Annotated in this window: 10 protein-coding genes and 1 other RNA gene; 7 read left to right on the top strand and 4 right to left on the bottom strand. The window is 61.1% G+C overall.

What is annotated here, in order from left to right; translation table 11 throughout:
• The first annotated feature begins 58 nt into the window (after positions 1-58).
• The 3 genes from ACTJLB_RS06835 to ACTJLB_RS06825 are packed head-to-tail and all read left to right on the top strand — an operon-like array spanning position 59 to position 4,885.
• Complete coding sequence (locus ACTJLB_RS06835) at positions 59-1,252, top strand: HlyD family secretion protein (protein ID WP_408131012.1); 1,194 nt, start codon at positions 59-61, stop codon at positions 1,250-1,252.
• Positions 1,253-1,254: 2 nt separating this feature from the next.
• The gene (locus ACTJLB_RS06830) at positions 1,255-3,357 is read left to right on the top strand and encodes a peptidase domain-containing ABC transporter (RefSeq protein WP_440782861.1); all 2,103 of its coding nucleotides are present in this window, start codon (positions 1,255-1,257) and stop codon (positions 3,355-3,357) included.
• Positions 3,350-4,885, top strand: a complete 1,536-nt coding sequence (locus ACTJLB_RS06825) for a TolC family outer membrane protein (RefSeq protein WP_440782860.1) — start codon at positions 3,350-3,352, stop codon at positions 4,883-4,885. Before ACTJLB_RS06830 ends, ACTJLB_RS06825 begins: the two co-directional genes overlap by 8 nt.
• Before the next feature lie 157 nt (positions 4,886-5,042).
• Here ACTJLB_RS06825 and ssrA read toward each other — a convergent pair.
• From ssrA to ompA, 4 genes are all read right to left on the bottom strand, one after another.
• Positions 5,043-5,412, bottom strand: a transfer-messenger RNA (tmRNA) gene (ssrA, locus tag ACTJLB_RS06820).
• A 118-nt stretch (positions 5,413-5,530) separates the two neighbouring features.
• Entirely contained in the window at positions 5,531-6,244 is a 714-nt protein-coding gene (gene gph, locus ACTJLB_RS06815; protein WP_440782859.1) for a phosphoglycolate phosphatase, read from the bottom strand.
• A gap of 29 nt (positions 6,245-6,273) precedes the next feature.
• Positions 6,274-6,972: a bifunctional 2-polyprenyl-6-hydroxyphenol methylase/3-demethylubiquinol 3-O-methyltransferase UbiG gene (gene ubiG / locus ACTJLB_RS06810; protein ID WP_440782858.1), complete on the bottom strand. Its 699-nt coding sequence runs from the start codon at positions 6,970-6,972 to the stop codon at positions 6,274-6,276.
• Between the two features lie 202 nt (positions 6,973-7,174).
• Positions 7,175-7,822, bottom strand: a complete 648-nt coding sequence (gene ompA, locus ACTJLB_RS06805) for an outer membrane protein OmpA (RefSeq protein WP_013340148.1) — start codon at positions 7,820-7,822, stop codon at positions 7,175-7,177.
• A gap of 487 nt (positions 7,823-8,309) precedes the next feature.
• Between ompA and gyrA the strand changes: the two genes are divergently transcribed.
• The 4 genes from gyrA to pheA all read left to right on the top strand — a co-directional run bounded on the left by gyrA (position 8,310) and on the right by pheA (position 14,207).
• The gene (gene gyrA, locus ACTJLB_RS06800) at positions 8,310-10,946 is read left to right on the top strand and encodes a DNA gyrase subunit A (RefSeq protein WP_027804785.1); all 2,637 of its coding nucleotides are present in this window, start codon (positions 8,310-8,312) and stop codon (positions 10,944-10,946) included.
• Between the two features lie 122 nt (positions 10,947-11,068).
• A complete protein-coding gene (locus ACTJLB_RS06795; RefSeq protein WP_027776416.1) occupies positions 11,069-11,671 on the top strand; it encodes a DUF2059 domain-containing protein in 603 nt (200 codons plus the stop codon).
• A gap of 294 nt (positions 11,672-11,965) precedes the next feature.
• On the top strand, positions 11,966-13,048 hold the full coding sequence (gene serC, locus ACTJLB_RS06790) for a 3-phosphoserine/phosphohydroxythreonine transaminase (RefSeq protein ID WP_088175425.1): 1,083 nt from the start codon (positions 11,966-11,968) through the stop codon (positions 13,046-13,048).
• A 76-nt stretch (positions 13,049-13,124) separates the two neighbouring features.
• Positions 13,125-14,207, top strand: a complete 1,083-nt coding sequence (gene pheA, locus ACTJLB_RS06785) for a prephenate dehydratase (protein ID WP_027804783.1) — start codon at positions 13,125-13,127, stop codon at positions 14,205-14,207.
• The last annotated feature ends 17 nt before the right edge of the window (positions 14,208-14,224 follow it).

Below are 14,224 nucleotides of genomic sequence, written 5' to 3'. Positions count from 1 at the left end.
CGCAGGCATAGAAATGCGCACAGACCAGCTCCCGCTGGCATCCGGCAGCAACGAGGCTATGGAACCGATTTATCTCCCACAATTCAGGGACGTCTCGTGGCGTTGGCTCGCCTATGCGGCGTCCACGCTCATCGTTGTCGCGGTCGTTTTCGCGTTTGTTCACGACGTCGAGCTGAAACAGGACGTGCGCGCGGAAATCGTGTCGCCGTCGGAAATCAAGATCCAGGGGCTGAGCGGACTGGTTTCGGACATCTATGTCAGCACCTCGGCGCGCGTCGGGCAGGGCGCACCGCTCTTCAGGCTGGAGCGCGATCTTTCGCTGGCGAGCGACGGCCGGCAGCGCCCGGCTTTTGACGCGCATGACCGCGACGAGCAGATTCGTACGAGCGAAGCGCAATACACGCAGCGCAAAGCCGACCTCAGCGCGCAACTGGACGCCGCACGTCTTGCCGCGCAAAGCCGTCGGGCGGAGATCCTCGCGCTCGATGAGCAATTGAGCCAGAACGAGCAATTAGCCAACGAAGCGCAACGTACGGTCGCACGGCTCGAATCGGTGTCGGACTACGTCACCGCAGACCGCGTCGAACAGGCGAGGGCGGTGACGCATCAGGCGAAAGTGTCGGTCGCGCAGAGCGCCGCGCGCCGTCAACAGTTGAACGCCGAACTCGGCGCGGCACTCGGAACCCAAACCGGGCTTGGTGCGCAGTTGACTGAACTCGAAGCGCGCCATGCGCGCGAACTCCAGGACATTCGTGTGCGGTTCGAGCAGATTCGCCAGGACGCGACCATTTCCGCGCCGAAGGCAGGCGTCGTTACGTTTTCTGGGCTCGTTCCTGGCCGCACGCTGTCCACGGACGACGTGGCACTCGTGATATCGACCGGCGAGAAGGGGCCGCTGCGCGCTGCATTGCGTATTCCTTCGCGACGGCGTGGCTTTATCCGCGAAGGGCAAGTTGTGCGGCTCAAGTTCGACGCGTTTCCCTATGCAAAATTCGGCAGCTACGCGGCGCGCATTGATTCGATCTCCCGCACCACGGTGCGATCAGGGATGTCACCGGCGGGCGCTTCGGAGCCGCGCGGTACGCAAGGCGACTACATGGCGTGGGCCACGTTGAGCGACGACAAGTTCAGGTTCGAACGGCAACGCTTCGACATTCTGCCCGGCATGGCCGCGACGGCGAGCATCGTGATCGAACGGCGCACCATCGCCGAATGGGTGCTCGCGCCATTTTTCCGCATGCTGCGAGCTTGACGATGCGCGCTATCTATCAAAACGAAGTTGCCGAGTGCGGCTACGCGTGTCTGGCCATGGTCCTGTCGCACTTCGGCCGAGCCATTGAAGTGCGTGAGTTGCAGGCTTTCAGGCCGATCTCAGCCAACGGCCTTTCGCTGATGGACCTGTACGACGTAGCAGTCGAATTCGGCCTCGCCGTGCAGGCATACCGCTTTGACGCCGGCGATCTGCCGAGCATCAAGCGCGGTTCGATTCTGCACTTCGGCGGCGCGCATTTCGTCGTTTTCGAGAATTGCGGGCGCGGCTATGTGAAAGTGATCGATCCGGCGTGCGGGCGGCGGCGCATCTCCATGGACACCTTTGTCGCGAATGTGTCCGGCTACCTGCTCGAATGTGCGCCGACGCCAGCCATGCCGCGTGTGCGCAACAAGTCGCGTGTGCCAGGCGCGCTGGCTCGCGTGCGTGCGCTCAATCCGCAACTCACCGCGCAGATCGCCAAGGTGATGTTCGTCGCGCTCGGCAGCCAGTTCGCGATTCTCGCCATGCCGTACCTCGGCAATCTGTTGCTCGACGACGTCGTCGCCGCCGACAACCTGAACCTGCTCAATGTGTTGATGCTGACGTTCGGCGGCATTTTTATCGTCGGTGCGTTGAGCCAGTACGTTCAGACCTACCTCGTCGAGCTTCTGCACGGTTTAGTGCAGATGAACATGACCGAGGGAATCGTGGCGCAACTGTTGCGCAACCCCATACCGTACTTCGAGAAGCGTCACGTCGGCGATCTGTTCGCACGCGTGAAGGCGCAAGACGAAGTTAGCGCCTTCACCACGCGCACTACGATCTCGTCCTGCATCGACGTCGCGGTCGGCATGCTCGCGCTCGCATTGATGCTGGTACAAAGCAGGCAACTCACGCTGATCGCCGTGCTGATTTTCATGGTCTACGTGGCGGTGTCCTTCGCGCTGTTTTCGCACATGCGCGATACCCATGCACTGGTGCTGGAGGAGTCGGCGCGCTGCGACGACACGCTTATCGAAACGATACGCGGGGCTTCGTTGATCAAGCTGTCGCAGGGCGAGGCGCGGCGCACGGCGATCTTCATGGGGAAATATCGCGCGTATATGGCGGCGTTGGTGAAGAACAGCCGTCTCGCGAGCGCACGTGACGCGATCCTCAAACTTGTGGACTACGCGGACATGATCGCGGTGAGCTGGTTCGCCGCGCGTCTGATGTTGAGCGGCACGATTTCGGTGGGCGTCTTCTATTCGTTTCTGATCTACAAGTCGCTGCTGTCCGAGCGCTTTGCGCGAGCCGTCAACGCAGCCTTCGAATATTTCATGCTGAGTGTTCCGGTTGCGCGCGTGGGCGATATCGTCGATGGCGAAGCGGAGCGGTACACCGAGCCCGGCGAGATGCATAAGGCCGTCGAGGTGCGAACGTTCGAGCGCATCGACGTGCGCGGCGTCACGTTCCGCTACGGCGTTTCCGATCAACCGGTGCTGAAGGACGCGAACATCGTGATCCGGCGGGGCGACAAGATTGTGATTACCGGCGCCTCGGGAACCGGCAAGTCGACGCTCTTCAAGCTGCTTGCCGCAGCCGAGCCGCTGCAGGAAGGCGAGATCACGCTAAACGGGATCGCGTGGCCGAATCTCAGCGTCGATGAAATCCGACGACATGCCGTTCATATGCGGCAGGGCGATCTGATCCTGCACGGCTCGATTGCCGACAACGTCTCACTTTTCGCGGGCAATGCGGACGAGGCGCGCATTCATGCATTGCTAGACGACGTCGGCTTGCTGTCCGATGTCATGCGCTTGCCGATGCGCACGCGCACGGTGATTAGCGACACGATCGCGAATATTTCAGCGGGCCAGCGGCAAAGGCTGCTGCTGGCCCGCGCGTTGTATCAGCAGCGGGAACTGCTGCTGCTCGATGAGCCGACTTCGAACCTCGACCCCGCGTCCGTGCGGCATGTTGTCGGCTTGTTGCTGCGTCTCGAACGCACGGTGGTCGTGATTACGCATGACATGTCGCTCGCTTCGGCGTTCGACACGCGCTATCGATTGGTCGACGGTGAACTGCTATGCGAGGCTCGCGAGCGAGTTCTGACGGATGAATAAACGCACGATCGCGGGCGCACTGCTTGTGTTCAGCAGCGTGGTTTACGCAGATGCTGCAGCGGCTGTCGATCTGCTTACCGTGGTGGAGCAGAGCACCGATCACGACGCGGATCTGGCGGCGTTTCGCGCCGGCTCGAGAGCCGCGGGAGAGGCCTTGCCGAAAGCCCGCGCGGCGCTGCTGCCACAAGTGGCGGCGGGTTGGGGGCGGGCGTACAACAGCACGGTGACCGAGGGCGTTCCGAACACCCACTACTGGCAGAACGGGTGGACTGTCGCGCTCACGCAGCCTGTTTTCGACTGGAGCAGATGGGCCACTTATAAGCAGGCGGATTTCGTTCAGGCGCGCGGCGCGGTGGATCTCGCGCGTGTGCAGCAAGCGGCCATTTTGCGCGCCGTGCAAACGTACTTCAACGAACTCGCAGCCGAAGACGAACTGACACGCGCCGACGACTACTCGGCGGCGCTGGATGTGCACCTGGAAGAACTGCGGCGCCGGCGGCGTGCCGGCGAGGCCACGGTGATCGATGTGCAGGAAGCGGAGGCGGCTTGCGAACAGGCGCGGTCGCAACAATTGGACGCCCGGGACGACTTGCAGTTGAAACGGCTCGCGCTAGAACACCTCACGGGGCAGCGGTTTGCGGGGCTGTCGCGCTTGTCGGACGCCGCTGTCATGCCAGGACTGTACCCGGAAGATATGGAAAGCTGGGCCTCGCAAGCCGAGGCGCACGACTACACGGTGCAACTGAGGCAGATCGATCGGCGCATTGCAGAACTCGAGGTCGAGAAGGCTCGCGCAGCTCGGTTACCGGTCGTGAATCTGACGGCGAGCCATACGCCAGCCGGCGCAGCGTCCGGCTACGTCCGCCCGACGACGACAACGACGGCGATGCTGTCGGTGAGCATCCCCATTTTCGAAGGCGGTGCAACGAGCGCGAACATCGACGAAAAACTGGCACTCGAAGACAGGGCACAGGACGAACTGGTTGCGGCGACACGGTTGGCGGGAGCGAGCGCACGCGAATACTGGTCGCGCTTTCTTGCCGGCGTCGCCCGCGTGGAAGCACTGTCGCGATTGGTGCAGAGTTCGCGCGCCGCGCTCAACGCGACGAAGGTCGGCTATCGCGTGGGTAGTCGCGGAAGCGCAGATGTACTGCGGGCATCCGACGCGTTTTTCGCGAATCGCCGCGATCTCATTCGGGCGCGGTATGCAACAGTCGTTGGGCTTCTTCAACTGAAGGCGGTAACGGCGAGCCTTGATCTCGACGAAGTGGCGCGCGTTAATGAACTCGTGCTGACCGTTGGAGACCGTCAGCCGGCGACTCGCGTGGATGTGCAACACGCGGTGGTGGATGCCAAGGTGGAGCGGGTGGCGGTTGAGGCAAAGATAGAGACGGCTGCAGCGGGTAATGAGATGCCGCTGGCGGTGGTTGGTACCCAGCCTCTACAAAGCGTAGCCGGCACGGATCCGCAGCCGGCAGCGATTGACGCGGCCGTGCAACGCGCGCTGGGCTCAATTCGTCAGCAATGAGCGCCGACGCAATAAACGCCGACGCAATCTGCGCTGCACAGTTCGTGGTGGGTGGGATCGCCATGCAGAAGCGCTGGCGATCTAAAGACAAAAAACCCCGAGCGGCTAGCGCCGTCGGGGTATTCGTTAAGGCATTGCCATTTGCCTGAAAGGTGTCTGGTGGAGGCGGCGGGAATCGAACCCGCGTCCAGAAGCACTCTACGACTAGTTCTACATGTTTAGTTCTGTCATTTGATTTAACCATAGTGACGCGGACGAACACGCTGCACTACGGCGATTCACTAGATTTTCGACCCGGACGTCGTGACTCCGTCAAGGCTTAACTGACGTATATGACCTCTGTCGGTATTGCTACCGGTCTTGCGACTCTAGCCCGTCAGTGAACTAGGCAGAGGACGGCGGCCCTTAGGCTGCCAGTGCGAACGTATCGTCGTTTGCAGTTACGTTTTTCCCATTGATTAACGAGGTTACGGGTCCTCGACATGCCCTAGCCGCTTCGCAACCCCTGTCGAAACCAGGTCGCCCCCGCGGTTCGTTGCTCAGAACTTCGAGCCAACGTATATTTTACAATAGTTTGACGGCCGTGTCTTGGCCCATTCCTGGTGGATGTGAGCTGTCCGTTCGGGCCAGTGCCGAGGCCGGTCGCTAACCGATGTCGCGAAGCAGCTTCTGCAGCTCGGCCGGCGACTGCACGACATGCTGCGCATGCCATTGCGTCGGCGGAATATCGTCCCCGCAGTAGCCGTAGGCCGCAGCCACAGTCTTCATGCCGGCAGCAAACCCCGCCTGCACGTCGCGCAGATCGTCGCCGACGTAGACGATGCGCTCGGGCGTCACATCGAGTTCGCGAGCGGCGTGCAGCAACGGCGCCGGGTGTGGTTTCGAGTGCGGAGTCGTATCGCCGCTGACCACGCAGCCCGCCCGCTCTTCCAGACCCAGTTGCGCGACCAGCGGTTCCGTGAGCCGCGCGACCTTGTTCGTGACGATGCCCCAGCGCACGCCCCGCGCATCGAGTTCATCCAGCAGTTCGGGGATGCCCGGAAAGAGCGTGGTTTCGATGCAAAGGTCCGCTTCGTAGTTGGCGAGGAACTCTTCGCGCATCGATGCAAACTCGTGGTCGTCGGGCCCAATGCCGAACGCCCCGCCGAGCAGCCCTCGCGCGCCAGCCGACGCGAGCGGCCGTAGTCTTTCGAGCGGGACCATATCCAGCCCGCGATCATGGCGCATCTTGTTGACGGCGGCGGCAAGGTCTGGCGCCGTATCGGCCAGCGTGCCGTCGAGGTCGAACAGCACGGCTTGGCAAAGACCCAGTGCGTCATCGTGGTCTTCGCGTTGGGGCAGGGGCGTAGGATCGCTCATCGATTGGATTGGGTCGGCGTTCGGGCGGATCAGGCGTCGCGGCGGCAGGCGAGCATGTAGTTCACGCTCGTATCTGCGGAAAGCGCGAAGTGCTTGCTGAGCGGGTTATAGACAATACCCTTGATGTCTGCAGTGCGCAGGCCGGTGGCTCGCACGAAGCCCGCGAGTTCGGACGGACGGATAAAACGCGCATAGTCGTGCGTGCCTTTGGGCAGCATGCGCGCAATGTATTCCGCGCCGATCACCGCAAACAGGTATGACTTCACGTTACGGTTGAGCGTGGAAAAGAACACCCAGCCGCCCGGTTTGACGAGCGTCTTGCACGCCTCGACGATCGCGGCGGGCTGCGGCACATGTTCCAGCATTTCCATGCAGGTGACCACGTCGTAGGTGCCCGGCTCACGTGCGGCGAGCGCCTCGGCGGCGATCTCCTCGTAATTAACCGTTACACCGCTTTCAAGGCTGTGAAGATCGGCGACGCCAAGAGCTTCGCTCGACAAGTCGATTCCTTTGACGTGCGCGCCGAGGCCGGCCATCGACTCGGACAGAATGCCGCCGCCGCAACCGATGTCCAGCACGTGCTTGCCGGCCAGATGCGCGTGGGCGTCGATCCAGCTCAAGCGAACGGGGTTGAGTTCATGCAGCGGTTTGAACTCGGCGTTTGGGTCCCACCAACGATGCGCAAGGTCGCTGAATTTCTGTAGTTCGTGGGGATCGGCGTTGGTCATGGCGAAGCTGCCTCGATGAGAGCGGTGAGCGGGCGCTCGAGGATAAACCCGGAGTATATAGGCGAGGGGCCGGGGCGGCAAAATGCCGCCCGCGCGTGCAAGCGGTTGGCGGCGCTCGCCTGGCTTGATCGGCGATCTGCGCAGTCTGCGCAAAAAAAAGCCCCGCCGAAGCGGGGCTTTTTGTACTGCGGTAGTTTGTAGCTTACTGCTTCGAAGTACCGACAACTTCGACTTCCACGCGACGATCCGGTGCGAGGCAGGCGATGAGTTGCTTGCGGTTCTTCTGGTTGCAACCGGTCGTGACCGGGTTGCGCTTGCCCTTGCCTTCCGTGTAGATACGGTTGGATTCGATGCCCTTGCTGACGAGGTATGCCTTCACAGCTTGAGCGCGACGCAGCGACAGACGGTCGTTGTACTTGTCCGAACCGATGCGGTCCGTGTAACCCGTTGCCACGACGACTTCGAGGTTCAAGCCCTGGATCTTCGATGCCAGATCGTCCAGCTTTTCCTTGCCAGCCGGCTTCAGGATAGCCTTGTCGAAGTCGAACAGTGCGTCAGCCTGATACGTGATTTTCTGGCTGGTGATGGCCGGTGCCGGTGCGACCGGTGCCGGCGGCGTCGGAGCCTGGGCAACCAGTGCGCCGTCGCACTTTGCGTTAGCCGTTGCCGGCGTCCAGAATGCATCGCGCCAGCAAAGCTCGTTCGTGCCGTTCATCCACACGTATTCGCCAGTACCATTCACCCAGTTGTCATTGGTAGCTTGTCGCGACGCCGGCACCGACTGTGCCATTGCGGATGCAGCCATAACTGCGGTAGCTGCAATGAACGCGAGCTTTGAAAGTTTATTCATATTTCTCCTCTCGAATTTGAGATTACCGCAGGTTTACTGCGAGCCTGTTGACGAAGACAAGTCATACATTGCTCGAAGTATAACATTGGTGCCAAACAAAAAACGTTGTGTGTAGACTTCGAGCAGTGTCTGACTCTTTGTGCGTTGGCATTTTGCCATATCGTTCCCTTCCGACGATAAAAAAATCCGCCCCCGATCAAAACGCCTTCCAATTGTGGTGCATGCGCAACAGAACCGATCGCCCGGAGCGTCCCGCCAGTCATGGCTGAGCGCGAAATTGCCCCACGCATTAATCGAGCCTGGCCGGCCCGGATATGGGGCATTTGAACGCCGCTCTGACGCCTTTGCCGAGCACTCGCTAATAGGTATACGTGCGACGGTCGGGCGCGGATGACCGGCATGTTAGAATCGCGTGATGCGTTGCGCCTGCAATGCTTACGCGAAGGCGCCGTCTTCCCGTCGCCTTCGCACGTAAAAGATACGGATAATGGATCAATTCGCCAAAGAGACTCTGCCAATCTCCCTAGAGGAGGAAATGCGCCGTTCGTATCTCGATTACGCGATGAGCGTGATCGTAGGGCGTGCGCTTCCCGACGTTCGCGATGGCCTGAAGCCGGTCCACCGGCGCGTGCTTTACGCGATGCACGAACTGAACAACGACTGGAACCGCGCGTACAAGAAGTCGGCGCGTATCGTCGGCGACGTCATCGGTAAGTACCACCCGCACGGCGACACGGCTGTATACGACACCATCGTCCGGATGGCGCAGGACTTCTCGCTGCGCTACATGCTCGTAGACGGCCAGGGCAACTTCGGTTCGGTCGACGGCGACAACGCCGCGGCCATGCGATACACCGAAATCCGCATGGCCAAGATCGGCCACGAACTGCTTGCCGACATCGACAAGGAAACGGTCGATTTCACGCCGAACTACGACGGCAGCGAGAACGAGCCGGCCATTCTGCCCGCGCGCATTCCCAATCTGCTGATCAACGGCTCGTCGGGTATTGCGGTCGGCATGGCGACCAACATTCCGCCGCACAACCTGAACGAGGTTGTCGACGCGTGCCAGCACCTGCTCAGGAACCCGGAAGCCACGATTGACGAGCTGATCGAGATCGTTCCGGCCCCCGATTTCCCGACCGCCGGCATCATCTACGGCGTGGCAGGCGTGCGCGACGGCTATCGCACCGGCCGTGGCCGCGTGGTAATGCGCGCGCTGACGCACTTCGAAGAGATCGATCGCGGCCAGCGCATGTCGATCATCGTCGACGAATTGCCGTATCAGGTGAACAAGCGCTCGCTTCTCGAGCGTATTGCCGAACTTGTCAACGAGAAAAAGCTGGAAGGCATTTCCGATATCCGCGACGAGTCCGACAAGAGCGGTATGCGCGTCGTGATCGAGTTGAAGCGCGGCGAAGTGCCGGAAGTCGTCCTGAACAATCTGTACAAGGCGACCCAGCTTCAGGACACCTTCGGCATGAACATGGTCGCGCTGGTCGACGGCCAGCCGAAGCTGCTGAATCTGAAGGAAATGTTGTCGTGCTTCCTGTCGCATCGCCGGGAAGTGCTGACGCGGCGCACTGTATACGAACTGCGCAAAGCTCGCGAACGTGGGCACGTGCTCGAGGGTCTGGCCGTTGCGCTCGCCAATATCGACGAGTTCATCGCGATCATCAAGGCCGCGCCGACTCCGCCCATCGCTAAGCAGGAATTGATGGCGCGTCCGTGGGATTCCTCCCTGGTGCGAGAAATGTTGTCGCGCGCCGAAACGGAAAACGCGTCGGCCGGTGGCCGCGAAGCCTATCGTCCTGACGGATTGAATCCGTCCTTCGGTATGCAGTCGGACGGCCTCTACCGTTTGTCCGACACACAGGCTCAGGAAATTCTGCAGATGCGTCTGCAACGCCTGACCGGCCTGGAGCAGGACAAGATCATTGGCGAGTATCGCGACGTCATGGCGCAGATTGCCGATTTGCTGGACATCCTGGCGCGCCCGGAGCGGATTACGGCGATCATCGTCGACGAACTCACGTCGATCAAGTCGGAATTCGGCGACGCGCGCCGCTCGAAGATCGAGCTCAACGCAACCGAGCTGAACACCGAAGATCTGATTACGCCGCAAGAAATGGTCGTGACCATGTCGCACGCCGGTTACGTCAAATCGCAGCCGTTGTCCGAATATCGCGCCCAGAAGCGCGGCGGTCGCGGCAAGCAGGCGACTTCCATGAAGGAAGACGACTGGATCGACACGCTGTTCATCGCGAACACGCACGACCATATTCTGTGCTTCTCGAACCGCGGCCGCGTGTATTGGGTCAAGGTCTACGAAGTGCCGCAAGGTTCGCGGAACTCGCGCGGTCGTCCGATCGTCAATATGTTCCCGCTGCTGGAAGGCGAGAAGATCACGGTCGTGTTGCCGGTCAAGGAATTTTCCGCAGACAAGTTCGTGTTCATGGCCACCGCGTTAGGAACGGTAAAGAAGACGCCGCTCGAAGCCTTCAGCCGACCGTTGCGCAAGGGTATTATCGCGGTCGGTCTCGATGACGGCGATTACCTGATCGGCGCGGCTATCACAGACGGTCAACACGACGTCATGCTGTTCTCCGATTCTGGCAAGGCGGTCCGCTTCGACGAAAACGACGTGCGGCCAATGGGACGCGAGGCGCGCGGCGTGCGCGGCATGCAACTCGAAGACGGTCAGAACGTGATCGCGTTGCTGGTGGCGGGCGACGAGCAGCAGTCGGTGCTCACGGCTACGGAAAACGGCTTTGGCAAACGCACGCCGATCACCGAGTACACGCGTCACGGTCGCGGCACGAAAGGCATGATCGCGATCCAGACGTCGGAGCGCAACGGCAAGGTCGTCGCGGCCACGCTGGTCGATCAGGAAGCGCAGATCATGCTGATCACCAATACGGGCGTGCTTATCCGTACGCGCGTGTCGGAAATTCGAGAAATGGGCCGTGCAACCCAAGGTGTTACACTCATCAGCCTTGACGAAGGGACCAAGCTTTCAGGTCTGCAACAGGTTGCCGAAGCAGAAGCAGACGTCGATGTGGAAGGCGACGCCGAAGGTCCCGCCGACGGCAGCAACGACGTCGAAGACGGCGGTGCGGCCTGACCTGCGTCGCGGCTTGCGCATTCGTTAACCGGTTGAAAGCTGCGCAGGAAACAATAGCGTGTCGGGCCGACATGCTTTCTGCGCGGCAAGCAGTTCAAGTCAATTTCTATTAGGGAGTAATGATGCAGAAACGATTTAAACAACTGGCGTTGCTGGCTGCCCTCGTGCCGACGTTTGCAATGGCTCAAGCGCTTCAGAGCCAGGCTCCGTCGGCTCCGGCTGCTGCCGCAGCACCGGTTGATCCGGCCAAGCAGGCTGCAATCAAGGACCTGCTGGACGCAATCGACGCGCAGAAGCTCGTCGGCGCAATCGGCAACAGCGCGCAAATGCAAGCAAAGCAGCTGGTCCCGGCTATCCTCTCGGACGCGCTGAGCGAGAACAAGACGATGACGGACAAGCAGAAGCAGGCTTCCGTCCCGACGCTGCAAAAGAACGCAGTGCCGAAGCTGGTTGACGGCGCAGGCCAGGTCTTCGCGACGGACAGCTTCCGCCAGGACGCAATGCAAGCTCAGTACGATGCGTACGCAAAGTACTACAGCACGTCGGAAATCAAAGATCTGACCACGTTCTACAAGAGCCCGACGGGCCGCAAGTTCATCCAGGTTCAAGACCAGGTTGGCCGCGACGTCGTCAACGGCTTGATGCAAAAGTACATGCCGCAATCGATCAAGGCGACGCGTGACCAGGCTGACAAGGAAGTCGCTTCGGTCAAGCCGGCTAAGTAAAGCCTCGGGCGGAGACTGCGCTCGCGCGCCAGTGGCGGCCCCTTGCCGGGCCGCCGGGTTTGGCGGGTTCGCGGGGACAGTGCGATAATGGCCGTTTGCGCGTGTGCGCAAATGGCCATTATTTTTTGGCGCGAGATTGTGGGGCCTGCTGCGTTTTGATCGCCGCGTTGCAGATCGACACAGCGTTTCTCGTCTGTCAATAAATCTAGCCGGTTCAGCAGCTTATTTTCGCGGCGGCCTCTTCGCCGACTCGTGCGCGATCTTCCGTTTTCGCGCCGCTTTCAGGATCTCACGATGCGCGTCTTTAATTTCTCCGCCGGCCCGGCGGCCATGCCCGAAGAAGTGCTGCGTCAGGCAGCCGACGAGATGCTCGACTGGCAAGGCAGCGGTATGAGCGTGATGGAAATGAGCCATCGTGGAAAAGAATTCATGTCGATCCACGAGGAAGCGCTCCTCGACCTGCGCGAGTTGCTGGCCGTGCCGGCGAGCCACCGCATCCTGTTTCTGCAAGGTGGCGGTCTCGGCGAAAACGCAATCGTGCCGATGAACCTGCTCGGTTCGAAGCCGCGCGCCGATTTTGTCGTCACGGGTTCGTGGTCGCAAAAGTCACTGAAGGAAGCGCAGAAGTACGGCACCGTGCACGTTGCGGCAAGCGGCGAGACGGCTGACGGTTTCACGCGCGCGCCTGCATTTTCCGAATGGCAAATGTCGGACGATCCGGCTTACGTGCACTTGTGCACGAACGAGACGATCCACGGCGTCGAGACATTCGAGATTCCTGATCTCGGCAACGTGCCGTTGGTGGCGGACGCGTCGTCTCACATCCTGTCGCGTCCCATGGACATCGCCAAATACGGCGTGCTGTTTGGCGGTGCGCAGAAGAATATCGGCATGGCCGGCGTGACGGTCGTGATCGTGCGCGAGGACATGCTGGATCGCGCGCAGGCCATTTGCCCGTCGGCGTTCGAATGGAAGACCGTCGCCGAGAACAATTCCATGTACAACACGCCGCCCACGTATGCGATCTACATCGCGGGGCTGGTGTTCAAATGGTTGAAGAAGCAGGGCGGCCTTGCTGCAATCGAAGCGCGTAATCTCGAAAAATCGAAGCTGTTGTACGACACGATCGACTCGAGCAGCTTCTATCTGAACAAGGTCGAGCGTAGCTCGCGTTCGCGGATGAACGTACCGTTCTTCCTCGCCGACGAGTCGCGCAATGAAGAATTCCTCGCCGGCGCGAAAGCGCGGGGAATGGTGCAGCTAAAGGGCCACAAGTCCGTCGGCGGCATGCGGGCGTCGATTTACAACGCCGTTCCGCTCGAAGGCGTCAAAGCGCTTGTCGAATACATGAAGGAATTTGAACAGCGCAGCGCCTGAGTGCTTCGGCATTCGGCGCGCGCATCCTTTCCAGCACGCTTTTTTCCAGCAGCTATCGGCAGGACCGTTTTCACGCATGGACGACGAACTCAATAACCGACTCAAACCTCTTCGCGAACGCATCGACGCGCTCGATGCGCAGCTGATCGCGCTTCTCAATCAGCGCGCCGCGGTGGCGCTCGAAGTCGGCGAGGTCAAAAAGCATTTCAACGCGCCGGTGTTTCGCCCCGAACGCGAGCAGCAGGTAATCGCCCGTCTGCAGGACATGAGCGAGGGGCCGCTCGCGAGCGAGCATATCAGCGCGATCTGGCGCGAGATCATGGCGGCCAGCCGGGCGCTAGAAAAGACAATCAAGGCGGCTTACCTCGGGCCGGTGGGCACCTACAGCGAGCAGGCCATGCACGAGTACTTCGGTCAATCGATCGAGGGGCTGCCGTGTCCTTCGATTGACGAAGTATTTCGCTCGGTCGAAGCGGGCGCCGCCGAATTCGGCGTCGTGCCTGTCGAGAATTCGACCGAAGGCGCGGTATCGCGCACGCTGGATCTGCTGTTGCAAACGCAGTTGGCCATTGGCGGCGAACTTGCGTTGCCGATTCATCACAATCTGTTGACGCTGAATGGCGGCCTTGCGGGCGTCACGCGCGTGTGTGCGCACGCGCAGGCGCTCGCGCAATGTCAGCGCTGGCTCGCGACCAATGCGCCGCATCTGGAGCGTCAGGCGGTGTCGAGCAACGCGGAAGCCGCGCGCATGGCGGCGGAAGATCCGACCGTCGCGGCGATCGCGGGCGACCGCGCTGCGACCCACTACGGCTTGCAAGTCGCCTATGCGCTGATTCAGGACGACCCGCACAACCGCACCCGCTTCGTCATGATCGGCAAGGAACGCACAGGCGTGAGCGGACACGACCAGACGTCGCTGATCGTGTCGGTGGCTAATGAACCGGGCGCCGTGTTCAAGCTGCTGGAGCCGCTCGCTCGTCATAGCGTCTCGATGACCCGCTTCGAATCGCGGCCAGCGCGCGTGGGTACGTGGGAGTACTACTTTTATATCGACGTCGAGGGCCACCGCGACGATCCGGCTGTAGCGGCCGCGCTTGAAGAGCTTGGCCAGAAGGCAGCATTTCTGAAGATTCTCGGCTCGTATCCGCGTGCGCGCTAACGGTCACCGGTCGGCGA

Source organism: Paraburkholderia sp. 22098 (assembly GCF_052045935.1).
In the GTDB taxonomy this organism is placed as follows: domain Bacteria; phylum Pseudomonadota; class Gammaproteobacteria; order Burkholderiales; family Burkholderiaceae; genus Paraburkholderia; species Paraburkholderia caledonica.
Note: the sequence above shows the minus strand (reverse complement) of the source record. Positions and strands in the feature narration are given on the sequence as shown.

Bases quoted from the DNA above. Each gene is read 5' to 3' on its own strand.
- ACTJLB_RS06835 (WP_408131012.1), top strand. From the start codon at position 59: ATGGAACCGATTTATCTCCCACAATTCAGGGACGTCTCGTGGCGTTGG.
- ACTJLB_RS06830 (WP_440782861.1), top strand. From the start codon at position 1,255: ATGCGCGCTATCTATCAAAACGAAGTTGCCGAGTGCGGCTACGCGTGT.
- ACTJLB_RS06825 (WP_440782860.1), top strand. From the start codon at position 3,350: ATGAATAAACGCACGATCGCGGGCGCACTGCTTGTGTTCAGCAGCGTG.
- gph (WP_440782859.1), bottom strand. From the start codon at position 6,244: ATGAGCGATCCTACGCCCCTGCCCCAACGCGAAGACCACGATGACGCA.
- ubiG (WP_440782858.1), bottom strand. From the start codon at position 6,972: ATGACCAACGCCGATCCCCACGAACTACAGAAATTCAGCGACCTTGCG.
- ompA (WP_013340148.1), bottom strand. From the start codon at position 7,822: ATGAATAAACTTTCAAAGCTCGCGTTCATTGCAGCTACCGCAGTTATG.
- gyrA (WP_027804785.1), top strand. From the start codon at position 8,310: ATGGATCAATTCGCCAAAGAGACTCTGCCAATCTCCCTAGAGGAGGAA.
- ACTJLB_RS06795 (WP_027776416.1), top strand. From the start codon at position 11,069: ATGCAGAAACGATTTAAACAACTGGCGTTGCTGGCTGCCCTCGTGCCG.
- serC (WP_088175425.1), top strand. From the start codon at position 11,966: ATGCGCGTCTTTAATTTCTCCGCCGGCCCGGCGGCCATGCCCGAAGAA.
- pheA (WP_027804783.1), top strand. From the start codon at position 13,125: ATGGACGACGAACTCAATAACCGACTCAAACCTCTTCGCGAACGCATC.